The organism is Phormidesmis sp. 146-33, from assembly GCF_052939515.1.
This window is the reverse complement of record NZ_JBJPHU010000005.1, coordinates 106,760-130,645: the sequence shown is the minus strand read 5'-3', so window position 1 is coordinate 130,645 and position 23,886 is coordinate 106,760. Positions and strand designations below refer to the sequence as shown.

Sequence of the window (23,886 nt, the reverse complement as noted above, 5' to 3'; positions counted from 1 at the left end):
ATGGCAGAACAACCCATTCAAGTGCTCTTGGTTGAAGACAATCCTGCGGACGTTCGGCTGCTACTGGAGATTTTGAAGGAATCTTCTAATCGATTTGTTGTGACTCAGGTGGCTCGATTGGATGAGGCGATCAATCATCTGACGATCGCCAGCTTTGATGTAATTCTTCTCGATCTGACGCTGCCCGATAGCCTGGGGCTAGAAACCTTTCTCAAACTTCATCAACGGGTGTCTGCGATTCCGATCGTCGTTCTCACAGGGTTGGATGATGAAACGTTGACGTTGAAAGCGATGCAGGAAGGGGCACAGGATTATTTGGTCAAAGGAAAAGTCACCGGAGATTTGCTGGCGCGATCGCTACGATATGCCATTGAGAGACAGCGAGCCGAACAAAAAATTCGTGAACAAGCCGCTCTTTTAGAGATCACAACCGATGCAATGCTGGTACGCGATCTACAACACAAAATTGTATTCTGGAACAAAGGCGCAGAACGGCTGTTTGGATGGAAAGCGGAAGAAGCGATCGGTCAAAATGTCAATCAATTAATGTATCGCAAATCGTCATCGCAGCTAAAAGAGGCCGTGAACACTGTTTTAGAAAAAGGTGAATGGATTGGTGAACTAAATAAGATTACTAAATCAGGTCAAGAAGTGATCGTCGAAAGTCGCTGGACGCTAGTACGAGATGATGCCAAGCGACCAAAGTCAATTCTCACAGTTGATACCGATATTACTGAAAAGAAACAACTGGAAGCACAATTCTTCCGCGCACAGCGTTTAGAAAGTATTGGAACACTAGCGAGTGGCATTGCTCACGATTTGAATAATATTCTCACACCCATTCTCGCTGCCTCTCAACTATTGCCGCTCAAGCTCAAAAATCTGGACGATCGCAGTCAGCTTCTCCTACAGCTTCTCGAAACCAACGCCAAGCGGGGAGCGGATCTGGTCAAACAGGTGTTGTCTTTTACGCGCGGAGTCGAAGGTCGGCGCATGGTCTTGCAAACGAGGCATCTGATCGGAGAAATTGAGAGAACGATTCAAGAAACTTTTCCAAAATCAATCACGGTTTGTACCCACATTCCCAAAGATTTGTGGACGGTTTCGGGTGACAGTACTCAACTGCATCAAGTGCTAATGAATCTTTGTGTAAATGCGCGCGATGCGATGCTGTCAGGAGGGCTGCTGACGATTTCTGCTCAAAATCAATGGCTCACCGAAAACGACGCACGACTGAATTTTGAAGCGCAAGTTGGCCCCTACATTGTGATCAGCATTGCCGATACGGGAATGGGCATTCCTGAGAGCAATTTAGAGCGAATTTTTGAGCCATTTTTTACAACCAAAGAGTTAGGAAAAGGGACGGGCTTGGGGCTTTCGACGGTGGTCGGAATTGTCAAAAGTCACGGTGGGTTTGTGACGGTCAGTAGTCAAGAAGGGAAAGGCACAGAGTTTAAGGTGTTTTTGCCTGCGGTGATGGTTAGGGAGGCGCGATCGCAGGATGATTCAGAGCTTCGCAAAGGGGCATATAGTCTGATTTTGGTGGTGGATGACGAAGCCTCCGTGCGAGACAGTACGCGCATTGCCCTCGAAAGCTATGAGTATCAGGTGTTGACGGCGACGAATGGACGAGAAGCGATCGACCTGTATGCCCGATATTCTCAAGATATTCGGCTGGTTTTGCTCGATTTGATGATGCCTGTGATGGATGGGCCAGAGACGATTGCTATCCTAAAGCGCATGAATCCTGAGATAGAAATTGTGGCAATGAGCGGCTTGTCTTCTAAGAGCATGATCGGGGAAGCGGCGGCGGCGGGAGTGCAGCGTTTTTTGTCAAAGCCATTCACCGTTAGAGAGTTGTTGGGCACGTTGCAAGAGGTGGCGTTGCTGAATGTTGAGTTGAATGTTGAGCGGTAGAGATTGACCTTGTTTAGCGTGAAGTTTTGGCGTGAATTTGGATGAGTTGTTTTGCTGCGTTGCTCAAGTCTTCTGCTCCCCAAGCTGCCAATTCTGGGAGACTTTAAAGACAAGAGTTTTGATTCAAAGTCCCTCACTCGTGGGGGATTTAGGGGGCTGCCCAGAGCGATCACCGCAGCGAAAGATTTCACCGAATTCACGTTAAGAGAAGGCTTTTAGTTTAGCGTGAATTCGACAAAGTTTTTTCGCTTCGTGATTCAGCACTTTCGCCCCCCAACCCCCCAATCTGGGGGACTTCCGGACGGGATTTTTTGCTCAAAGTCCCTCACTCGTGGGGGATTTAGGGGGCTGCCCGGAGCGATCACCGCAGCGAAAGATTTCATCAAATTCACGTTAAGAGAAGGCTTTTAGTTTAGATTCAGGTTGTGTTGAAAGCGATCGCTCATTAAATTTGCGATCCACCGTCTTCCAATTTTTGGCGCTGTCGGGTCAGAATGCTCATCACTTCGCCAAACGAGGGGGCAGGTAACAAGGGACTCCAATCGGTGGCATTCGCAAATCGTCGAACGTGTAGGTTTTGAATCGTCTCAGTTACCCCGTCTGAGGAACCGATAATTAGCACCCGCAGGATTTCAAACTCATCAGAGTGAGGAATGGCAGTGTCAGGTAAAAGATCCTGTAACGGAACAAGAGATGAAACGCGAAACGGAATGAATCGGGGAATAGAATCGGGAAGAAATCGAAGTTGAATTGCTTCTAAAAATGCGTAGGCGAAATCGCACAGCCAAAAGCCAGCGTTCAAAAGACGTGCCATCGTAATTACTCCAAATTTAGGTCTCCGAAGAAACCCAAAAAACTAGCCGCCCCGACGGTCATAACAAGTCAGAGCGGCCAAAGGAGTGATAAAATCCTCCATTAGCCCTCCGGACTGCCTGTACAGTCTCGTGGGTTAGCTGCCCTCTGTTGCTGGTAACAACGTTGGGCGGCGACAGACTAGATTTTTTGGGCGACCAGACGACTTTCCCGTAACGAAAAGATGTCCTTGATTTGAGAGAATATCTGGAATTTTGATTCTCGTCAAGTAGCTGTTTCAGCAATGTTCAAAAATTGTTTTTGCTGCGTTGTTGAGATCTGCTGCCCCAAAAACGAAGCAAAAAAACTTCATCGAATTCACGCTAATAAAGCAAACTTTCGATCTCTTTGGGAGTGAAGGGATTTTTGCCTTTTTTGAGTGCGGCAATCCAGCGTTTGCGTTTGGGCTGATTTGAGGGGTTATTTGTCCAGGCGATGTAAGCCTCAAAGTCGGCGATCGCTCCCCCTCGATCGCCCATCATGGCTCTAGCAACTCCACGGCTGTCACGGTGATATCCCACTTCGGCGGGAGGTGAGAAGGCGACGGCTTTTTCGCAGGCATCCATCACTTGGGCGGCTTGTCCATGAAGACTGCCATACCAGCAGAGATTGTCCCAAGAATCAACGGAGATTTTGAGCGTGAGATCGAGTTGTTTGGCGCGGTTAAACTGAGCGATCGCTTGTTTGACTTCTCCCTGTTGCACCAATTCTTCCGCTTTTGTAATCAAAGAAACGGCTGCAACCTGTCTAGCTCTGAGTCTCGGATCGAAGTTCAGGTCAGCACCTAGCTTTTGAGCGGTTTGGAATTTAGCGATCGCTTCCTCAACTTTGTCAGCTTTCGCCAGGTCTTCCCCTTCTGAAATCAGGCGTTCTCCTTCGCCTCGATCGGCCAATCGTTGAGCCATTGTCTCAGCATTCAAATCGAGTTGAGGATTCCATTCTTTGGCTTGTTGAAACTGAGCGATCGCTGCTTTTACGTCTCCAGTTTTTGCGAATTCTTCTCCCCGTCTCATTAATGTTGCAGAAGCTTGAGCTAGAAGTGTAGAATTTTGACACGTCGTGATGTCTTTTAGCGTTTCAGGATGATTGAGCAGATAATCTTTGAGCCAATCACAGCTACGAGTGACCAAACGATTAAAATCTGATGTTTCAGTATTCCAAAAGCTAATTTTATTGTCATTATTCACTGAGGCGAGAAGTTGACCATCTGGACTAAATGCAATGCTGCTAATGTCAGCGGTCTCATTTGCTTCGATCGTCTTCAGTTCCTGTCCTTCCAGATTCCAAAATTTGATCGTTTTATCTTTGCTGGCAGACACGAGTGTTTTACCATCTGGACTAAATTTCAAATCCTGAATTCTAGCCGTGTGTCCTTTCAGCGTTTTAAGTTCCTGTCCATTCAGATTCCAAAACTTGATGGTGGAATCGTTTCCACCCGACACCAACCACTGACCATCGGGGCTAAAGCGCACTGCACCAATCCAGTCACTGTGCCCTTTCCAAGACTTGAGAACTTGACCCTTGAGATTCCATAGCTGAATGGTGCCCCGTTCATCTGCCGAGGCGATCGTTCTCCCATCGGGGCTAAACTGAGCACTGTTGATAGAGGTGTTGTGTGCTCTAAAGATCTGGAATTTCTGACTTTGCAGGCTCCACACCCGCAGCCCAGATTCTACATAGTCCCCAGTCACCACGCTTTGACCATCAGGGCTGAGGCTCAGTTCAGGAATGCCCGATGGCTGTCCTCTAAACGTTTTGAGGAGGCGACCATCAGATGTCCAAAGTTTTAGTGACGAGTCGGGATAAGTTGTGTAGCCATCGCTGCTGGTGAGCAGGGTTTTCCCATCTGGGCTGAACCGAAGTTGAGTCACAATCTTTTCGTGTGCAGCGAATGTTTTAATTTCTTGCCCTGAGCGTTTCAACAATTTCACCCGTCCGTTCTCTCCAGCGATCGCCATTACCTTTCCATCTGGGCTAAATTCAATTACTTTGATTCCATCAACGCCTTTCCCTGACAGCATTTTGAGTTTCTGATCTTGCAGATTCCAAACTCTGATCGTTCCTTCCCAACTAGCAGAAGTAATCGTTTTCTCGTCTGGGCTAAACTTGACGCTCATCGCCTGACTGTTCATTTCATTGATCGTCTTGAGTTTTTGCCCATCTACTGTCCAAATCTCGATCGTGCGTCCATAAGTCGTAATCGCGATCCGTTTGCTGTCGGGGCTAAACTGGACTCTTGCAATCCAATTACTATCGGTCGCCAAACTACCATCTCGCAGCGATTGCAACAAACGACCTTCTCGGCTCCAAAGCTTGACGGTTTTATCCAGGCTGGCAGTCGCGATTAGCGCTCCGCGCAACTCCGAAGGAACCGTCTTGCCATCAGGACTAAACCCAACGCTAGTCACATCGGCTTTGTGCCCCTTCAAGGTTTTGATTAACCGCCCTTGCATGTCCCAAAGTTTCACCGTTTTGTCAACGGCTGCGGCGATCGTTTTCCCATCGGGACTGAAAGCAAGATCGTTGGGGTAAACACTCCGAAGATTGAGCAGTTCTCGACCCTCTAAACTCCACAGCTTAATTGCACCCGTTGAAGTGCTAAAGATAAAAGTCTTCCCATCGGGGCTAAACCGAAACGCTCCAGCACCTCTCATTTCAAAAGACTTCAATTCTTTGCCGTCGATGCTCCAAAGTTTGATCGTGCCATCTTTACTGGCGGTGATCAGCTTTTTTCCATCGGAGCTAAAACTCAAACCCGTGATCTGGTCGGAATGTCCTTTAAGCGTCTGAAGTTTCTGACCATCAGTACTTTGTAGCTTCACTTCTCCTTGAGCATTGCCCATTGCCACCAGTTTTCCATCGGGGCTGAAATTGGCGATCGTCACCCCCGGTTTTCCCTCAATGCGGTTTTGTTCTTGGGCACCATAGATTGCTTGTTGTAAGGTCGATCGCACTTGATTTTGAGTCTCAGAATCCGCCCAGGTTGAGGACTGCACCAAACTAACCGCCTTTAATGCCGTCACCAACGCATCCAAATCTTGATTGGAGTGAAACAACGCATTCGAGGACGTGCTGAGGGCTTTTATCTCATTCACTCTGGCAATTTTGCGACTCGTTTCTGCGGTCTGGTATTGCCGAAATGCAAAGATTCCTAATCCTGTAGCAATCACCAAACCACTCATCACAGCAATCAACGCTGCATTGGTCGCCTGACGTAATTTTTTTTGTTTAGCAACTTCAGCTTTTTGTCGATCGATTTCTGCTTCCTGTTCAGCAATTTCAGCTTTGCGGCTGGCGTTAATGTATTCGCGTTGCAAATCTGTCGATCGTGGCTCCTTTTCAGCGTTCTGCGTCAACCATTGAATCGTTTCTTCTAACTCACTACCTTGAAGTAACAAATCTGGATTTTTGTTTTTGTTTTGCCATTCGATCGCATGAGTCAAAAGTCGAGTGTGTTGCCGAACATGATCCAGATCCGTGTCGATGGCTTTTAGCAACGATCGCAGTCCCGTTTCAAAATCATCTTGCGATCGCAAGAATAGCCAATTGTGCTTTCTCAGCGTCGGATAAACCCGCTCAATGTCAAAATCATCCCGCCAAACCACAGGCACCAATCGCTTGTGATGACGAACTGCATGAGCAATCTCTTTGCAACAGATTTGAGACGCGATCGAATCAGGACTGATCACAAACACAAACGTCTCAGCGGCTTCGATTCCAGCTTCAATTGCCTGCCACCAATCAGCCGTCAGAGGAATGTCTTGCCAATCGATCCAAACCTCACGATCTTGTTTGCTCAGTGCCGTATACAACGCCTGAACGAATGGTTTATCTTTACGAGAATAGGAGATGAAAACGTCAGCCATGCGCTTTTCTCCAATAGGCCAGTAGCATTTATTTCACCGTATCAGAAACGCTCTCCGGAATGCTGACTGATCACCACTCGAATTCAAAGTCCCCTAGAATTGGCAGATTGGGAGGCAGAAGGTCTAATCAACGCAGCGAAAAAACTGGCGTTGCTGAATCAGGGGATGAATTGCCCCAAAGCGGCGGGAAACCCAAGGTTCAAAGTCCCCCAAAATTGGGGGATTTAGGGGGCGAAAAGATGAACACTTCTCACAGATTCATCCCTCCAATCAGCAACGCCCAAATTGACAGCTTTCTAACACTGAGTTTTGCCGCTTTCCTCGATCGCCCCTTGAGAAAAAACTCGAACGATCGTATCGCCGCTCACCGTCCCTAAATACTCACCATTTTGGTTAAATGCCACCAATCTCACATCTTGTTCATGCTGAAGACAGGCAATTTGCTGACCCGTTTTGCTATCCCAAACACGCGCGATCGGATCATTACTCGCGGTCACAAGCTTCCGTGCATCTGGGCTAAACGCAACAGAACTGACAGCCCTTGACTGCGACAACCTGTACATCAGTGTGCCATCCAAAGACCAAACGCTGACCGTGCGATCGCGGCTTGCCGTTGCCAAATATTCACCGTTGGAACTGAAGGCGATCGCCGTTAACGTTTGAGAATGTGCCCGAAATTCTCTAATTGACTCGAACGCTTGAGGTGCGACTTTCCAAATCTCCAAACTGCCGTCAGCCCGCGCACAGGTCAAAAGCTGAGAGTCTGGACTAAATTTAATCTTCACCGCTTGGCGTTGTTTTTGGCTAAAAATCAGGTTGCCGCTTGTCACATGCCAGACGAGTAACGTCGTATCGGCACCGATCGCCGCCATATAGTTGCCATCAGGACTCAATTCGACAATTTGGGGGTCGAGTCCACTCAAGAGCGCAAGCGCATTGGCAGGCAGTGCATCCAGTCCCAGTTTTAAGGTCAAGACTCCCTGGGCAGCCTGCAAATTTTCTTGTCGCAGCAGCGCATTTTCTTGACTGGTTTCTCGATTGGCTTGAGAGGCAAGCTGACGAGCAAAGGCGATTTTGTTTTGTGCATAAGCAACCTGTCGCTGTTGAATGGCAAACCCACGCTGCTGAAACGCATAAGCAGCCACAGACAACGCAAAGATTGAGAAAACCGCAACCCCAATCGTTTGATTTCTCTGTCGCCGAATTTCTAGCGTTTGTCGAGCATTTTCAACCTCCAAACTGGCCATCACATAAGCCCGTTGCAGACCAGTCGGGCGCGGCTCTTTGGCTTCAATGTCTGATAAACGTTGGACGATCGCTGTTAACTCACTGCCTCGTAAAAGTAAATCAGAATTGCGATTTTGCGTCTCCCATTCGATCGCTCTGACCAACATGCGAGTGTGTTGTTTGACGTATTCTAAATCGGTGTCGATCGCCGTCACCAACAACCGAAACGCTTGCTCAAAGTTATCTTCTGCTCTAAAAAATAACCAGTTGTGTTTCGCCAAAGCCGGATGAATCTGCTGGGTGTCAAACCCCTCACGATGAACGATCGGCACCAGTCGTTTATGACATTTGACGGCGTGATCAATCTCCTCTCGACAGACTTTGGAGGCGATCGAATCGGGACTGACCACAAACACAAACGTATCGGCCGTCTCAATTCCAGATTGGATTTCCTGCCACCAGTCAGCCGTCAGCGGAATGTCTTCCCAATCAACCCAGGTTTCGCGATTTTGCTGAACCAGCGCCGCATGAAGCGCTCTCACGAAGTCCTTATCTTTGCGCGAATATGAAATGAACACGTCAGCCATGCGAGTCTCCTATCGAAGAGAGAGGCTTCTAGTTGCAGCAGTTTTTCTAAATAAACGAGACACCTCTTCAAATAGTAATGGGGACTGTTGGCTTCTTGAGAAAATTTCTAGCAGTGAGCGATCGTCCTAACTTGATTTTCTCCAATCCCCATGTGCAAAGGCGAAAGAACAGCGTATCGTGGTTCAGGGGATCTTCCATTATTTGAGCGCTTTGAGGACGAAAAAACTGTGACGGGCAACAATCCTACAGATGCGGTCGTGGCTTCAGAAGGCGGAATCGGCGGCAGTGTCAAAGAGCATTACTGGAACTGGAAAGACAAGCCGATCGTGACCACTTACGAAGTCCTGGGAGAAGGAAAGCCCATTTTATTGTTACCGTCTCTGAGCAGCGTTTCGAGTCGATCGGAAATGCGCGGACTGGCCCAACGTCTGTCTCAAAAGTATCAGGTCGTTGCGCTCGATTGGGTGGGGTTTGGCGACTCTTCGCGGCTGGCGATCGCTCACACACCTGCACTTTACGAATCTTTTTTACGCAATTTCATCCAGACCATCTTCTCTGAACCTGTCGTCGTCGTGGCTGCTGGACATTCGGCCGCCTACGTGATGGAGATCGCTGCAAAAGCCTATCGCAGTTCAGCTCCTCCCTGGCGCTGGGTGGTGTTAGTGTCTCCAACTTGGCGCGGGCCGCTACCAACTGCAATGGGAGAACACCGCCGCTTTTATCGAATTTTGCAGCTTTTGATTAATTTGCCGATCGTCGGTCAACTTCTCTACTTTTTGAATACAACCCGTGGCTTCTTAAAGTTGATGTACGGTCGGCACGTTTTTGCAGAAAAGCAGCACATTACACCAGACTTAATTCGCCAAAAGTGGCAAACCACCAAACGCCGAAATGCCCGATTTGCCTCAGCAGCCTTTGTCACAGGCGCGTTAGATGCCGTCAAAAAAAGAGAAGCGTGGTTCAATTTATTTCAGCCGCTACCGATTCCCGTTCTGATGGTGATTGGTGAAAAAATGCCTCACAAATCTCGCGCCGAAGTAGAAGTGCTGGCTCACTTTTCGGGCGTACAAGTTCATCGAATGCCCGGTTCTCTCGGTCTCCACGAAGAATACCCCGAAGAATTAGCCCAGGGAATTCTGCCATTTTTAGACAAGTACCTCTCCTAAACCAGCAAAGGACAGAAGTAGTACTTTTTCCGACTCCTGCCCTTTAGAAAGTTTGTATCCCCAAAACTTAAGCAACTTTAAGCCGAACTCTTATCTTAAAGTCCTCCAGAATTGGCAGTTTGGGAGGCAGAAGAACTAAACACCGAAGCGAAAAACCTCCGTCCACTAAAACCACTCATCCGTCGCCTCGTCCTTTGTGTTCGTATTCCGACGTGGCGTTTCGCGGGTGAAATTCATGTGAATCGATCGGGTCTGTTCATCATCCGCAGCGACGGCCAAAATCGGGTAGTCGATCACGCCATCCTGGAAGGACATCTGAAAGCGGAAAGTGCCATCCGAGTTGAGTTTCACAGGTTGTCCAGCGATCGTCACTTTGGCATCCGGTTCCGTCGCCCCATAAACAATCAGTTCAGCATCAGCCACTAACCAAAATTTGCGAGGACGAATCGGCGGCATTGATGCCCCAAATCCGGCTCCAGACATACCAATTCCCGACATGCCGATTCCCGACATCCCCATCCCAGGCAGATTTAGCAATCCAACACCAGGAGCGATCCCCATTCCCACACCCGACGGGAAGATAAACGAGCTAATTGCCTGTTGAGGCACCTGTTGCATCGAGCCAAACAGCGAACCTGCAATCCGTTGAGCTTCGACCCCTTGAGCCATGCCAAAGATTTTCTCGTAAATAGGATTGGTTGGCATTGCCGCAGCACGAGTCTCCGGTGGCACCAACTCCAGAAACGTCTTGCCGCGCAGATCTTCTTCCCAGGCGATCGTCGAAAACTGGTCTTCAAACCAGTCAGACGGGTAGATCGGCGGAATTCGCACCGGAAGCGATCGTGCCAGCATTAACCAGCGACCGTCAGCCGTCAAATAGCCAATCTCAGCCAGATACTCTCGATCGCTCACCGGAATTGCAAGATACCAGTCTCGCGCCAACTCATCACAATCAAACTGCTGCAAGCTATGTGGCTTTTGATGATCAAGGTCAACATCGGTCACGTCATAAAGCCGCAAAACGAGATTTTGACCGCCCTGCTGCCGGAGTTGCATTCGGTGTTCGATCGGCACATCCCAATAGGCATAAGCCCACTGAGGGTCGCGAGGTAACAAGACAATTCGGCTCTCTCCATAGCCATCGGGCAAGTCAGGCAGTCCTTCATCGACGGTGGCTAACGTTTCACTGGTGAGGTCAGTTTGTCCAACATCAAATTTGGCAGCTTCGACAGTCGCTTGAGAACGATCGGTTGGCAACGACCAGGCGGCCGCTCCTGCGGTAAGGGCGGCACCTCCGACGATCGCCGCCACTCCAGGCAACCCTGGCGCAACGCCCCCAACTCCTTCGGTCACTCCCAACGTCGAAGGCTCAACAATGGCGACCTCTGCCTCCGAAAGGTCTAATACCGTTGCGTCTTCGTCCACTGTCACGGTCGTTGATTCATTTACGGTTCCTTCAGAATCCGCGTCCACGATCGCTTCTAGCTCATCCAATTCTGTAATCGTGTCCAGGGTAACAAGGGGTTCCTCATTTAAATTTGCCGTCTCCAGCGTTGACGCTTCTAAGTCTGGTGAGGCAGAAGACGGATTTTGACCAGAGCGAGTTACCCAGGCGGCTCCCGTTACCAGGGCGGCTCCTCCTGCGATCGCTCCGACATCTGTTAGAGACAGTCCGGGATCTGGAGAAGACGCTGTTGTCGCTGACGATTCACCGTCTAAAAGCTCTGGAGCAACCAACTCCCCTTCTACAGGCGTAACGTCTATCGAGCTATCAATGCTTGAATCAGCGATCGCAGCAGGTTCCCCCTCAATTTCAGAGGTTGTCAGATCAGTTGAAGCGCGATCGTCTCCCATCATCCCCAACGCACCTGCTCCCAGCGCTGCACCCCCTAAAAGTTCGGGAGAAATACTGCCAGTCGCTCCAGAAGCGGGCTGAACTTCTGCAATTGCGGCTCTATCTGAATTGATCACCGATCCCGCTCTAGAAGCAGGGTCAACCGTTTCGCTAGGGGGGCTGGATTCACCAGGCAAAATGGGCGGGGTCACCTCTGAAGTCGGGGGAGTGATCGTCTCTGATTCTGAATCTCTCTTACCAAACAGCCACCACAGCAGCAGTCCAATCAACCCTAATGGCAACAGCCACCACAGCCACGGCGGAACTCCTCCCTCGTTGGTTGGACTAACTGCCCCTACGGTGCCTCCGGTTGAAGGAGCCTGCGCCACCTCTAGGGAAGCCGTTGGGCTAGGAGCGGCAACCGTCGGAGAAACGACCGGACTGGGAGAAGCCGTTGCGTTAGGAGACACGGCTGGGCTGGCTACTGGACTAGCAGCAGCATTGAGTGAGCTGGCAACGCCTGCTGCGCCTAGACTTCCTGCGGCGATCGCGCCTGGATCTGCTTTTGCAGACTGAATGGCTTGCTGTCCATCGGATGCGGTTGCGTAGCCCAAAAATGCGGCAACTGCTGGACTGGGCGTTCCTTTGTAAACGTAAGCCAAAGGCTGCGAGAAGGGATACCGGGGATCATCAGGCAGCGTGTTGTGCATCAAAAGCGGTCGGATTCCTGGAGTGTCAAGCGCTTGACTGGCGATCGCATACCCAATTCCATCGGTTCCCAGTTTAGGAATTACTGTTCCCGTACTGTCTTCCGCAACAGGTTGGGCCGTCGTGCCTGTCTTAAATTCAGCACTTTTGAAAACAGGATAGTTACGAAAAGCCTGCCGAGTATCGCTAACTTCGGGACGATCAATCACCCGAATCGCACCCGGAGCGCCACTAACTTCTGACCAATCGGTGATCTCGCCGCGAAAGATTTTAGCGTACTGATGAATCGTCAAACTCTTGTTAAACGGATTCTCTGTGCTGACGACGATCGCAATTTTTTCTCGCCCCACCGGAACGGACACTAACCCCTGCGCTTTCTCTTCCGCAGTTAGAGGGCGACCAATCCCCACCAAATCTACCTTTCCATCGATCAGGGCTTTGAGGGCAGCAGGGGTGCCTGCATATCCGACATTTACGGCTGTCCCAGAAAATTGAGTTTCAAAGCGCTGCTTGAGAGCCTGGTTGACTGCGGCCATGCTGCTTGAGCCGTCAATTCGCACAGTCGTGCCTTTGGGAACTGTGGTTGGCAGCGAAAAGGCTGGGGAAGGACTTGCTGTCTGGGCTACAACAGGTGCGATCGTCGCTGCGATCGGAGGAGCAGTCGTGACCAGGGCAGCCAGTAGCGCCCACTTGAGAATTGAGGAATCTTTTTTTTGCAGCATTGGACTTAACGCAACTCACACAGGGTCAGGTTGAAACTCATTGTCACAAAAGACGAGCTAATTATATAGTCCTCGATTTTTCTCAAGGTTTAACCAGACATCTTCTCAGATTAAAAATTTTGTTTTAAAAAGTGCGATCAAAGTGCGATCAAAGTGCGATCAACTCTGTAAGCACCCTACAAGAAGTCACCAAAAATTGAAACCAAAATTTCCAATACGCTGGTTTGCTACCTTGAGAACTGATCGTCCTTTTCTCTTTCCAAAACCCTGAATGCTGACCTTTTATTACAATCCGCTGTCGCCCAATGTTCGTCGAGTCTGGCTGGCGCTACTCGAAAAAGACATTCCATTTGAGCCAGTGTTAGTGGAGCTAAACGGCGATCAATTGCAGCCAAAATTTCTGACTGTCAATCCGTTTCATCACATTCCAGCGATCGTTGACGATGGTTTCACAGTTATTGAGTCTCTGGCGATTCTCGATTACCTGGAAGCAAAGTATCCAACGCCTTCACTTTTACCCCAAGACGCACAAGGATTGGCGATCGTTCGCATGACCCAGATGGTTACCGTCAATGAGCTTTTCCCAGAAGTGATTACTTTGATTTGCGAGAGTGAAGCGTCTCCTCAGTTTGAGCAAGCAACTCAACAGGTTAATCAAGTGCTGAGTTTTTTGGGTATGCTGCTGGGCGATCGTCCCTACTTTGGCAGTCATCAACTCACGCTTGCAGATATTGTTGCAGGAACGATCGTTCCCTTGCTTCCTCGACTGGGGATTTCGCTTGCTGCTTATCCTCAGATGGAGTCTTGGCAACAGAGAATCGAGAATCATGGCAAAAAACTCAATTAGATGATGCACAATTCACACGGTTTAGACGGAGAGTCAACGTTTTAGTGAGACTGCGGCGGCGATCGCTACTCAGTTCTTCAAAAAGAGAACCCCTCCTCCCCATCAAATAAGGCAGCGCCTCTTCAAGAACCGTATTCCACATCAGGACTTGTTAGAACGGGTTGCGATCGCCCTTCTATGACCAGTCAAAACTAAAAATATAAGCATTACTTATCACAAACATCAGAGAAGTCATACTATACATTTCTTAACAATCCCGTTATTGTAATGGCATACATTCCGTTCCACCAGGAACATTACCCCGTAATTATTCACCATGACGACAACACTACAGAGACGCGAAAGCGCCAACCTGTGGGAGCAGTTCTGCTCCTGGGTCACCAGCACCGAGAACCGCCTGTACGTAGGCTGGTTCGGCGTATTGATGATCCCCACCCTCCTGTCCGCAACCATCTGCTACATCATCGCCTTCATCGCCGCACCGCCCGTGGACATCGACGGCATCCGCGAACCCGTTGCTGGCTCCCTGATGTTTGGCAACAACATCATCTCCGGTGCCGTAGTTCCGTCCTCAAACGCGATCGGCTTGCACTTCTACCCAATTTGGGAAGCCGCATCCCTAGATGAATGGCTATACAACGGCGGTCCGTACCAACTGGTCGTCCTGCACTTCCTGATCGGCATCTTCTGCTACATGGGACGCGAATGGGAACTGTCCTACCGCCTAGGAATGCGCCCCTGGATCTGCGTTGCCTACTCCGCCCCTGTTGCAGCCGCGACCGCCGTCTTCCTGATCTACCCGATTGGACAAGGCAGCTTCTCAGACGGAATGCCCCTGGGAATCTCCGGCACCTTCAACTTCATGCTGGTATTTCAAGCCGAGCACAATATCCTGATGCACCCCTTCCACATGCTGGGAGTCGCCGGAGTGTTTGGCGGCAGCCTGTTCAGCGCCATGCACGGGTCATTGGTCACCTCCTCACTGGTGAGAGAGACGACCGAGAACGAATCCGCGAACGCAGGGTACAAGTTTGGGCAAGAAGAAGAGACCTACAACATCGTGGCAGCGCACGGCTACTTCGGGCGGTTGATCTTCCAATACGCCTCCTTCAACAACTCGCGTTCCTTGCACTTCTTCCTGGGTGCCTGGCCCGTCGTCGGCATCTGGTTCACCGCCCTGGGCGTGAGCACGATGGCATTCAACCTGAACGGGTTCAACTTCAACCAGAGCATCATCGACTCGCAGGGACGGGTGATTGGCACCTGGGCGGACGTGATCAACCGGGCGAATCTAGGGATGGAAGTGATGCACGAGCGCAATGCTCACAACTTCCCCTTGGACTTGGCTGCTGGGCAAGCGGCTCCTGTGGCCCTGTCTGCTCCCGCTATCAACGCTTAGTCCTGACTGACGCTTGAAATGAGAAGCCCTCCAGCGATGGGGGGCTTTTGCTATGAAGTTATTAGACAGTAAGACGAAATATGAGATCGATTCGAGGTAGTGTATTCTCTTTCTTCCCAAAGCAAAGGGCTGATGTCTCTGCATAACCCTCAAAAATTTCTGTTCTTTTCTAGTATCAATTTTTACTAAAATTCTTCTCCAAATCCGTTAAGGTCACGGGTAAGTGTTATCCATAATACAAAATTCATGCGTTTAGAGCAGTTGCAGGCATTTCTGTCCGTAGCCGAAACTGGGAGCTTTCAGCAGGCTGCTCGTAAGTGTGACGTGACGCAATCTACCATTAGTCGGCAGATTCAAAGTCTCGAAGCAGAACTAGGGTTGCCATTGCTGCACCGCACGGCTCAAGCAAAATTGACTGTCGCAGGCGATCGCTTTCTCCCCCACGCTCGTAAAATTTGGCATGAATGGCGCACCGCTTCTCAAGAACTCGCTGATCTCTTAGAAGGCAAGCAGCCCGAACTTTGTGTTGCTGCAATTCACTCAGTTTGTGCATTTCATCTGCCGCCTGTGCTTCAGCAGTTTTGCCAACAATATCCAGAAGTTCAGCTACGAGTCACTTCCCTGGGCAGCGATCGCGCCCTCAAAGTTCTCAAAGATGGGCTGGTGGATCTGGCGATCGTGATGAACAACCGTTTCCTGACAGCTAGTCCCGATATGGTGGTTGATCCGCTTTATGATGAGCCAGTCAAAATCTTGATGTCGGCCAACCATCCGCTCACTCAATACGCTGAAGTGCCCTGGTCAGAGTTGGTGCGGTTTCCCCAGGTGGTTTTTAAAGATGGATATGGGATGCAGCGACTGGTACAAGAACAATTCCAGCGTCAGGGAGCCGTTTTGAATGCGGTTCTCGAACTCAATACACTGGATGCTTTTCGGGGGATTGTCCGGCAGGGTGAACTGATTGCGCTGTTGCCCCAGGGAGCTATTCAGGATGTCCATCACGACCCGATGCTGGCCGTGCGATCGACCACTGACCCCACCATTATTCGCCAAGTTGTCTTAGTCACTACTCAAGATCGGCTACAAATTCCTCCAATTCAGCGCTTTCGTCAGCTTGTTCATGAATTGATGATTCCCGCCAGTATGGTTGCAGAAAATACGGTTGCTCGATCGCCCAGAGCGGTAGTCTAAAGTCACACCGAATCGAGCCAGTCTGGAGAAACCCTTAAGTTTGGTTGAATGGGATTATGAGCAACGAATTTAGAGCGCTACTGCGAAAAGTGGGCAGCGGCCCTCATACCAGTGAAGATTTGAGCCGGGTAGAAGCAGCGGCCGCCACTCGCATGATCTTGCTACAAGAAGCAACCCCTGCCCAGATTGGCGCTTTTATGATTGCCCATCGCATCAAGCGCCCGACTGGAGAAGAGCTGGCGGGAATGCTCGACGCTTATGATCTGTTAGGCCCAAAACTTCAACCGATCGCGGCTTCCTATCCAGCGACCGTGTTCTCGATTCCTTATGATGGGCGATCGCGCACGGCTCCCATTTTACCGATCACGACGTTGATTCTCGTTGCGGCAGGCGTTCCTGTGATTTTGCATGGGGGCGATCGGATGCCTACCAAAGAAGGCATTCCCCTGATCGAATTGTGGAATAGCTTGGGCATCCATTGGGAAAAGCTGTCTCTTGCTCAAGTTCAGCAGGTTCTGGAAGCGACAAAACTTGGGTTTGTTTATGTGCCCAATCACTTTCCTCTAGCACAAGGAATCGTGCCCTATCGCGACCAGATCGGCAAGCGTCCTCCCTTCTCGACGTTGGAGTTGATGTGGTCGCCCTATGCGGGTGAAACGCATTTAGTGAGTGGCTTTGTGCATCCGCCGACCGAGAACATGTTTCGTGAAGCGTTTGCCCTGCGGGGATTGCAGCATTTTACGACCGTCAAAGGGCTAGAAGGGAGTTGTGACTTGCCTCGCGATCGTACTGCTATCATCGGTCTCAACACGCCGACTCACCCGTCAAACCTCACCAGTGAAAGTACGTTTGATCGGCTACATCTGGTTCCTCGTGAGTTTGGGTTTGCGGGCAAGGAAGTCGCGATCGCATCCCCTGACGATCTAATCACCAGCTTTCAAACCGTCTTGCAGGGCAAACCCTCTGAGATGATGCAGGCTGTCCTGTGGAATGGAGGATTCTATCTGTGGCGGTGTGGAGTCTGCTCTGACATTCAAGCAGGATTCTCACTGGCGGAGGCTCTTCTCTCTCAAGGCAAGGTCGCTCAAACTCTCAAGCAGATCATTGCGGCTGTCGATGCGGCTAGTGCTGTGTCAAGCAGAGATTAGGGATTCTGTTCTCTTTGCTAACGGGCTAAACTACGGGCAAAATCATGCCTTCTCGCGCCAATAGGCTATTGGGAAACATCGTTTGCACCTCGGCTTCTACCTGATCGAGAAAATCATCGTCGTGGTTAGGGTCGTGGTGAAACATCACTGCCTTCTTGACCCGGGCCGCTTCTGCAACTTTCAGCGCTTCTTGCCAGGTAGAATGTCCCCAGCCGATCTTGGGAGTTTTGGTATCGTAGTATTCTGTGTCGGTATAGCAAGCGTCGTAAATCAAAACGTCTGCGTCGCGGGAGAGATACACCAGATCTTCGTCAATGCGATCGGGATAATGTTCGGTATCAGTAGCGTAAACGGCGGTGCGACCTTGCCAGGTAACTCGATAGCCTAGAGCCGTGTTGGGATGGTTGAGCGGGCCTGTCTCGATCGTAATGTCATCTAACTGCACAACATCCCCAGCCGACAGCTCATAAAACTTCATGTCTGACTTCATCACCTGCATTGGCACCGGAAAGTTGGGATGGTGCATCTGGTCACTGAGTCTCTGTTTCATGGTCGCGCCGTTGGGAGCGATGCCGCCGTAAATGTGAAAACAGTTTCCGGGAATAAATGCAGGCAGAAAGAAGGGAAAGCCTTGAATGTGATCCCAATGGGAATGGGAGAAGAACATGTACGCTTCGACGGGGGACTGCTTGAGTAGCTGTTTGCCTAAAACCCGCAGGCCCGTGCCGCCATCAAAGATCAACCGTTTGCCGCCGACTCGCATCTCGACGCAGGAAGTGTTTCCCCCATAGCGGACGGTCTCGCTGCCAGGGGCGGGAATGCTACCTCGCACCCCCCAAAATTGGATCACGAACTCTGGTGAATAGGTCATTTCTGGATCTGCGCTTGCCTCAAGAGCCTGTAATCTGAGTTGAGAGTGTTGATCAGGAGCGGTTGTCTCACGGTCAGAGTGTGACATTTGGGTCAAAAAAGGTTTGGTTCACCAATGGCTAAACAGTAGAAATGCTTGCCGCTTCAGCTTTGATATCTTCATATGCTACCCATTTCAGTGAGGGAGCTACCAGTCTACCCACCATTACAATCTTCTAATAAAGATTAAAGGCTCAGGAATTTCCCAAGCCTCTTTTGTGCTGATTAATTTTGTAAACGTCTAGGTATAGGCTTTGATGCATTTTTCGACGAGAGGCAGCACTTTATCTACATCCTGCCAGCCCAAAATCTCGGTTACTTTTTTCTCTAGGTTCTTGTAGGTTCTAAAGAACTCCGCAACTTCTTCTAGGCGATGAGCAGCGATGTCATTGAGCGACTTGACGTTGACGTAACGAGGGTCTTTGTCAGGGACACAGAGAATTTTTTCGTCACGATCGCCACCATCAATCATTTCTAACATGCCGATCGGACGTGCGGCAATCACACATCCCGGAAAGGTGGGCTGATCCATGATCACCATGCCATCGAGGGGGTCGCCATCATCGGCTAGCGTGTTAGGAATGAAGCCATAGTCGTAGGGATATTGCACGGAGGCATAAAGAACGCGATCGAGCGCAAAGGCGTTCAAATCTTTGTCAAATTCGTATTTATTCTTGCTCCCAGCAGGAATTTCGATCAAAACGTTGATCAGACCGGGTTTAGGTTGAGCAGGAATGCGAGTTAAGTCCACTGGCGGTTTCTCCAAGCGAAAAAGGGATGAGGGAGTGTCTTCGATGATCTGTTCCCCCTTTGGGGGTAATACGCTACGCGAGAGGGGTAAGGGATGAGAATGTATCTGTTTATCCTTTATCCATTCTTGATTTTAGGGGAAGAGGGCGATCGTCCACTCAAGAGATCTGCGATCGCCCAAAATTCCGGTGTTTAGGCTTCTTCTTCGATGGGAGGAGGCGGTTCGATCGGCAGCTTGTAGCCCTGCTCAAACGCAAAGCGCACGAGTTGTGAGCGATTTTCTAGCTGAAGCTTGCTCAAAATGTTGCTCAAATGGGTTTGGACGGTACGTGGGCTGACAAACAGATGATCGCCAATTTGCTTGTTGGTGTAGCCCTGGATCACTTCCCAGAAGACTTTCTCTTCGGCAGGGGTCAGGGGAAGGGGACTGGGCGGCGGCGCAGCGGCAGGAGTCGTTTTGGATTGTTGCATCAGCCGGACGATTTCAGAGTTCATCCGTCGCGATCGTTCTAGCTGTGCTTCGATTTTGGCCAGCAGTTCTCTCGGCTCAAAGGGTTTGATCAGATAGTCATCGGCTCCGATCGAGTGCCCCTGTACCCGGTCTTCAACTTCTCCTTTGCTGGACAAGAAAATGAATGGAATCAGTTGCCCCAAGCGAGTAGCCCGTAGCCGACGGCAAAATTCATAGCCATCCATTTCGGGCATCAGCACGTCGGACACAATTAGATCGGGCGGGTCTTTCTCAAAACTGGACAAGCCCTCAAGCCCAGATGCCGCATCCTGAACGAGATAGCCCCGCTTTTCGAGGTAGCGAATTAAAGCTGTGCGAAGGGTTGTGTCATCGTCAACGACAAGAATCTTTTTCATTCACGTCTCCATGTAGCCCGCAAAGACGTACATCATCTTGGTTTTAGCCTTCTCAAATGGATCTTAAATGGAACTGCGTAAAGCGAAAGCGATCGCCACGATTCGGAACGTTCTCTCATGAAACTGTTCTTGCCACTTCATCGTATTTTAGAATCTTGTGATATTTCTTGATGATCGGAAATTTTGCGTCAAGAGTTGATGAAAAAATACGATGAGACAGTCTATCCCCACTTGAGAAAGTTTGGTAGCCTACAGAGCAGCCTTAACCCATCTATCGTACTCGACAAGCCAGATTTGGATGATCGATGTGCTTTTGATGGAGTCAAGCTGTCAGATTGCCCTCGATAAACCCCCTTCGATTTTATGTACGAAAAAATTACTCCGCCCACCCCTGGTTCTGCAATTACGTTTCGAGACGGTGAGCCGATCGTCCCTGATAATCCAATTATTCCTTTTATTCGCGGGGATGGCACGGGGATTGATCTGTGGCCGGCTGCTGAGAAGGTGTTTGATGCGGCGGTACAGGCTGCCTATGGAGACAAGCGCAAGATCACCTGGTTTAAGGTCTATGCCGGGGATGAAGCCTGTGAGCAGTATGGGACGTATCAGTATCTCCCCGAAGACACGCTGGAGGCGATTCGGACTTATGGGGTGGCGATTAAGGGGCCGCTGACGACTCCGATCGGGGGGGGGATTCGCTCCTTGAATGTGGCCCTGCGTCAGATTTTTGATCTCTATGCCTGTGTGCGTCCCTGTAAATACTATGCGGGTACGCCTTCTCCTCACAAGACTCCTGAAAAGCTGGATGTGATTATCTATCGGGAAAACACAGAGGATATTTATCTAGGAATCGAATGGAAACAAGGCAGCGAAGTGGGCGATCGCTTGATCAAGCTGCTCAACGAAGATCTGATTCCTGCGACTCCGGAGCATGGCAAAAAGCAGATTCCGCTTGATTCTGGAATTGGCATCAAGCCCATCAGTAAAAAAGGCTCTCAACGATTAGTCCGGCGGGCGATGCAACATGCGCTCCGATTGCCCAAAGCCAAGCAAATGGTGACGCTGGTACACAAGGGCAACATCATGAAGTATACAGAGGGGGCGTTTCGGGACTGGGGCTATGAGTTGGCGACGACAGAATTTCGAGAAGTGTGTGTGACTGAGCGGGAGTCCTGGATTCTCGGCAATGTGGAGCGTCAGCCTGGGATTTCGCTAGAAGACAACGCTCGTCAGATCGATCCAGGTTTTGATGGGCTGACAGTCGAAAAGAAAGCCGCCATCTGCAACGAGGTGAAAGCCGTGTTAGACGCGATCGGCGAATCTCACGGCAGCGGTCAGTGGAAAGAAAAATTGATGGTCAACGATCGCATTGCAGACAGCATTTTTCAACAGATTCAGACTCGTCCTGATGAGTATTCAATTTTGGCGACGATGAATCTCAACGGCGATTATCTATCCGATGCGGCAGCGGCGATCGTCGGTGGGCTAGGCATGGGGCCAGGAGCCAATATTGGGGATTCTTGTGCCATTTTTGAAGCAACTCATGGAACAGCCCCCAAACACGCGGGACTCGATCGCGTCAACCCCGCTTCAGTCATTCTCTCTGGCGTGATGATGCTGGAATTTATGAGCTGGCAAGAAGCGGCAGACTTGATCAAGAAGGGACTGGGCGCGGCGATCGAGCATCGAGAAGTCACCTACGACCTGGCCAGAATGATGGAACCTCCCGTCGAGCCGCCTCTGAAATGCTCCGAATTTGCGGATGCAATTATTCGGCACTTCTAAGGGAGTTTTGACTTAACGTCAGTTCGATAAACTTTTTCGCTTCGTTGCCAGGGGATTCGCCCCCTAAATCCCCCATTCTGAGGGACTTTGAATCAGCATAATTTCTTTGAACTCTGGAACTTTCTCTGGGTCAAAGTCCCCCAATTTTGGGGGATTTAGGGGGCTGAAGCTGATCGCAACGAAGCGAGTCACTCTCATCGAACTGACGTTAACTTAGAGAAGAGACTAGAGACTTTGGACTTTACATAGAGCAGGGTCAAGTCTTGGGTCTCTTGTCTAATGTCTAAGGATTGGAAAACGTGTTGATTTGCCCGCCACCGATAAACCGACCTGGGATCGGGCGAGGGGCAGACAGAGGAATGTTGTTTGCAGGAATGACCTGGGTCGAAGGTTGAGGCGCAAAAGCGTCGGGTGAGGCTCCTAATCCTGGAGTTGGAAGCGGTTGCCCAGGATTGAACTGAGGTGTACTGGATTGAAGGGGGGGCGCGATCGCAGGAGTCGCTGGTGTCCCACCAGATAAACTATTTTGTGAACCAGAAATCGGCTGAGACCCTTCAACTAAGTTGGTGAAGGAATTGGTAGCGGGGGCATTGTTGGGAGTCGTTGCATTAACGCCAAAACTGCCCAAACTGGTGGTGCCTTCGATCGGCGCGCCTGACCCAGGGACAGCAGTAAAACTAGAAGGAGTCAAGGGGGAACGATTTTCGGCCGTTGTGGCATTAGGCGGAGTCGTCAAGGGAGATTGCAGGGGACTTTGAGGTAGCGGGCTGGGCGTTGAAGAAGGAGTAAGCAGATTATTAGTTGAGAAGATCTGCTGAGTAGCAAAGGGCGTTTGCTCAGAAGGCTGCTGTCCGCCTGAATTATTGGCTGAGTTGGGGAAACCCGATCGCTGTAGCGGGATCGGTGAATTGCCTAAATTGCCAAAGAGTCCGGGGGTGAGCTGAGTTTGATTGGGTTGAGTTTGATTGGGTTGAGCTTGATTGGTCGTAGAACCTGCGATCGGAATGCCTTGCAGATTGGCCAAATTTGTAGGTTGAGGGGCTGACTTAGTTGCCCCAGACTGATCGGGACTTGCAGGATTGGCCAAAATGCCCACATCATTGAGCAACAGCGGCAAAGTGTCAATATCTGCGCCGATCGCGCGATCTTCTGCCGAAAGCGCATTCTCATCGGTCTCAGCGCCTGATTGAATTCCCAAATAACTCAAAAATTCGGGTCGCGTCCAAAACTCCCACGTAAAGAGCATGACCAGCATCAAGACGATCGCAGGTGCCCAAAAGACAGGACGGGTCAGCGGGCGAAGTCGAGCGATTAAATAGCGACGAGCAGGCGAAGATTGGCGGCGCATAACTCAGGGGGCGGTAAGAGGAGTGGAAAAGTTGACAGAAGATTTGAGACTGCCCTAATAAACAAAATTGTAGTGGGCAGAGGCGCGATCGACCTCCGTGAGCCAGGTTTCGCCTACAAAATTTCACGAACAGAACTTTACTTAATTTACTCAAATCATTTAAGTGCATCCGTTAAAGCTCGATCCAAAAGTTTGAGAAGTGACAAGGTATACGAGGGCGATCGCCGAAAAATGTCACTCGGCTAAAACTCGTGAATGCGGGTTGGGTAAGCTTTTTAGCTTCAAAAACACCTTCTAAACGACCTGAATCTCTTTAATTTAAACGAGCACTCCATAAGTCAGGAGATCTCCATGTACATCTGTGGACTTATGGCAAGATTTGGAAATATTTCGTAACATAGACGCATCAACGGGCAACGGTGTCAATTGGTTAATCAACCCATCAACCTACCCGTTTGCTGATCAAAAGGAGCCGAAATGACTCGTCAACAAACGTCCGATCTGATTGCGTTCGTCTCAAGTCTCAAAAATGGGATTTGGCTCCTGGGAGTTTCGTGCTGGCTGTTTGGCATCACCGATCGCACGATCGCATCCTTTTCGGATGGTTATCTCTCTGCTCTCGACATCGTTCAACTTTTTACAGCGTCGTTCTTTTTCGTTAGCTGGCTTTTTCTAAAACCTGCCAAAGTTGATAGAGAAGTCATTCACCAAGAATAATTGATGAAAGGGTAGGGCTGACTTCGGTAATCGTGGCTGGCGGTC

At 50.0% G+C, this 23,886-nt stretch carries 16 protein-coding genes; 8 read left to right on the top strand and 8 right to left on the bottom strand.

Annotated features, from left to right (window positions below; translation table 11 throughout):
* Positions 1 to 1,917 (top strand): response regulator, encoded by a 1,917-nt coding sequence (locus tag ACJ2PR_RS03935; RefSeq protein ID WP_446876006.1) that lies wholly within the window; start codon positions 1 to 3, stop codon positions 1,915 to 1,917.
* Positions 1,918 to 2,362: 445 nt separating this feature from the next.
* Here the strand turns inward: ACJ2PR_RS03935 and ACJ2PR_RS03930 are convergent, their stop codons facing one another.
* From ACJ2PR_RS03930 to ACJ2PR_RS03920, 3 genes are all read right to left on the bottom strand, one after another.
* Positions 2,363 to 2,731, bottom strand: coding sequence for a hypothetical protein (locus ACJ2PR_RS03930; RefSeq protein WP_446862586.1), 369 nt, complete (start codon positions 2,729 to 2,731; stop codon positions 2,363 to 2,365).
* A gap of 361 nt (positions 2,732 to 3,092) precedes the next feature.
* Complete coding sequence (locus ACJ2PR_RS03925; protein ID WP_446876005.1) at positions 3,093 to 6,635, bottom strand: WD40 domain-containing protein; 3,543 nt, start codon at positions 6,633 to 6,635, stop codon at positions 3,093 to 3,095.
* 296 nt (positions 6,636 to 6,931) lie between these two features.
* Complete coding sequence (locus ACJ2PR_RS03920) at positions 6,932 to 8,449, bottom strand: toll/interleukin-1 receptor domain-containing protein (protein WP_446876003.1); 1,518 nt, start codon at positions 8,447 to 8,449, stop codon at positions 6,932 to 6,934.
* Positions 8,450 to 8,599: 150 nt separating this feature from the next.
* Between ACJ2PR_RS03920 and ACJ2PR_RS03915 the strand changes: the two genes are divergently transcribed.
* Positions 8,600 to 9,616 carry an alpha/beta fold hydrolase gene (locus ACJ2PR_RS03915; RefSeq protein WP_446876002.1) on the top strand — a complete coding sequence of 339 codons (1,017 nt, stop codon included), beginning with the start codon at positions 8,600 to 8,602 and terminating at the stop codon, positions 9,614 to 9,616.
* A 165-nt stretch (positions 9,617 to 9,781) separates the two neighbouring features.
* On the opposite strand, the gene ACJ2PR_RS03910 is transcribed toward ACJ2PR_RS03915, so the two are convergent.
* Positions 9,782 to 12,880, bottom strand: coding sequence for a DUF4912 domain-containing protein (locus ACJ2PR_RS03910; protein ID WP_446876001.1), 3,099 nt, complete (start codon positions 12,878 to 12,880; stop codon positions 9,782 to 9,784).
* Between the two features lie 271 nt (positions 12,881 to 13,151).
* Here ACJ2PR_RS03910 and ACJ2PR_RS03905 point away from each other — a divergent pair, with 271 nt between their 5' ends.
* From ACJ2PR_RS03905 to ACJ2PR_RS03890, 4 genes are all read left to right on the top strand, one after another.
* A complete protein-coding gene (locus tag ACJ2PR_RS03905) occupies positions 13,152 to 13,727 on the top strand; it encodes a glutathione S-transferase family protein (protein ID WP_446876000.1) in 576 nt (191 codons plus the stop codon).
* A 316-nt stretch (positions 13,728 to 14,043) separates the two neighbouring features.
* On the top strand, positions 14,044 to 15,126 hold the full coding sequence (psbA, locus tag ACJ2PR_RS03900; protein ID WP_446856430.1) for a photosystem II q(b) protein: 1,083 nt from the start codon (positions 14,044 to 14,046) through the stop codon (positions 15,124 to 15,126).
* 246 nt (positions 15,127 to 15,372) lie between these two features.
* A complete protein-coding gene (locus ACJ2PR_RS03895) occupies positions 15,373 to 16,317 on the top strand; it encodes a LysR family transcriptional regulator (RefSeq protein WP_446875998.1) in 945 nt (314 codons plus the stop codon).
* Between the two features lie 56 nt (positions 16,318 to 16,373).
* Positions 16,374 to 17,465, top strand: a complete 1,092-nt coding sequence (locus ACJ2PR_RS03890; RefSeq protein ID WP_446875996.1) for an anthranilate phosphoribosyltransferase family protein — start codon at positions 16,374 to 16,376, stop codon at positions 17,463 to 17,465.
* A 25-nt stretch (positions 17,466 to 17,490) separates the two neighbouring features.
* Here ACJ2PR_RS03890 and ACJ2PR_RS03885 read toward each other — a convergent pair whose 3' ends face one another.
* The 3 genes from ACJ2PR_RS03885 to ACJ2PR_RS03875 all read right to left on the bottom strand — a co-directional run bounded on the left by ACJ2PR_RS03885 (position 17,491) and on the right by ACJ2PR_RS03875 (position 19,991).
* On the bottom strand, positions 17,491 to 18,336 hold the full coding sequence (locus ACJ2PR_RS03885) for an MBL fold metallo-hydrolase (protein WP_446875994.1): 846 nt from the start codon (positions 18,334 to 18,336) through the stop codon (positions 17,491 to 17,493).
* A 279-nt stretch (positions 18,337 to 18,615) separates the two neighbouring features.
* Positions 18,616 to 19,125, bottom strand: coding sequence for an inorganic diphosphatase (locus tag ACJ2PR_RS03880; RefSeq protein ID WP_446858275.1), 510 nt, complete (start codon positions 19,123 to 19,125; stop codon positions 18,616 to 18,618).
* A gap of 191 nt (positions 19,126 to 19,316) precedes the next feature.
* Positions 19,317 to 19,991, bottom strand: a complete 675-nt coding sequence (locus ACJ2PR_RS03875) for a response regulator transcription factor (protein ID WP_446858274.1) — start codon at positions 19,989 to 19,991, stop codon at positions 19,317 to 19,319.
* Between the two features lie 363 nt (positions 19,992 to 20,354).
* Here ACJ2PR_RS03875 and ACJ2PR_RS03870 point away from each other — a divergent pair, with 363 nt between their 5' ends.
* On the top strand, positions 20,355 to 21,776 hold the full coding sequence (locus ACJ2PR_RS03870) for an NADP-dependent isocitrate dehydrogenase (RefSeq protein ID WP_446875993.1): 1,422 nt from the start codon (positions 20,355 to 20,357) through the stop codon (positions 21,774 to 21,776).
* Between the two features lie 283 nt (positions 21,777 to 22,059).
* Here the strand turns inward: ACJ2PR_RS03870 and ACJ2PR_RS03865 are convergent, their stop codons facing one another.
* Positions 22,060 to 23,124, bottom strand: a complete 1,065-nt coding sequence (locus tag ACJ2PR_RS03865; RefSeq protein ID WP_446875991.1) for a hypothetical protein — start codon at positions 23,122 to 23,124, stop codon at positions 22,060 to 22,062.
* A 477-nt stretch (positions 23,125 to 23,601) separates the two neighbouring features.
* Here ACJ2PR_RS03865 and ACJ2PR_RS03860 point away from each other — a divergent pair, with 477 nt between their 5' ends.
* Positions 23,602 to 23,841, top strand: a complete 240-nt coding sequence (locus tag ACJ2PR_RS03860; protein WP_446858271.1) for a hypothetical protein — start codon at positions 23,602 to 23,604, stop codon at positions 23,839 to 23,841.
* Positions 23,842 to 23,886: the final 45 nt, after the last annotated feature.

Coding starts and splice junctions, on each gene's coding strand:
- ACJ2PR_RS03935 (WP_446876006.1), top strand. CDS start 1: ATGGCAGAACAACCCATTCAAGTGCTCTTGGTTGAAGACAATCCTGCG.
- ACJ2PR_RS03930 (WP_446862586.1), bottom strand. CDS start 2,731: ATGGCACGTCTTTTGAACGCTGGCTTTTGGCTGTGCGATTTCGCCTAC.
- ACJ2PR_RS03925 (WP_446876005.1), bottom strand. CDS start 6,635: ATGGCTGACGTTTTCATCTCCTATTCTCGTAAAGATAAACCATTCGTT.
- ACJ2PR_RS03920 (WP_446876003.1), bottom strand. CDS start 8,449: ATGGCTGACGTGTTCATTTCATATTCGCGCAAAGATAAGGACTTCGTG.
- ACJ2PR_RS03915 (WP_446876002.1), top strand. CDS start 8,600: ATGTGCAAAGGCGAAAGAACAGCGTATCGTGGTTCAGGGGATCTTCCA.
- ACJ2PR_RS03910 (WP_446876001.1), bottom strand. CDS start 12,880: ATGCTGCAAAAAAAAGATTCCTCAATTCTCAAGTGGGCGCTACTGGCT.
- ACJ2PR_RS03905 (WP_446876000.1), top strand. CDS start 13,152: ATGCTGACCTTTTATTACAATCCGCTGTCGCCCAATGTTCGTCGAGTC.
- psbA (WP_446856430.1), top strand. CDS start 14,044: ATGACGACAACACTACAGAGACGCGAAAGCGCCAACCTGTGGGAGCAG.
- ACJ2PR_RS03895 (WP_446875998.1), top strand. CDS start 15,373: ATGCGTTTAGAGCAGTTGCAGGCATTTCTGTCCGTAGCCGAAACTGGG.
- ACJ2PR_RS03890 (WP_446875996.1), top strand. CDS start 16,374: ATGAGCAACGAATTTAGAGCGCTACTGCGAAAAGTGGGCAGCGGCCCT.
- ACJ2PR_RS03885 (WP_446875994.1), bottom strand. CDS start 18,336: ATGACCTATTCACCAGAGTTCGTGATCCAATTTTGGGGGGTGCGAGGT.
- ACJ2PR_RS03875 (WP_446858274.1), bottom strand. CDS start 19,991: ATGAAAAAGATTCTTGTCGTTGACGATGACACAACCCTTCGCACAGCT.
- ACJ2PR_RS03870 (WP_446875993.1), top strand. CDS start 20,355: ATGTACGAAAAAATTACTCCGCCCACCCCTGGTTCTGCAATTACGTTT.
- ACJ2PR_RS03865 (WP_446875991.1), bottom strand. CDS start 23,124: ATGCGCCGCCAATCTTCGCCTGCTCGTCGCTATTTAATCGCTCGACTT.
- ACJ2PR_RS03860 (WP_446858271.1), top strand. CDS start 23,602: ATGACTCGTCAACAAACGTCCGATCTGATTGCGTTCGTCTCAAGTCTC.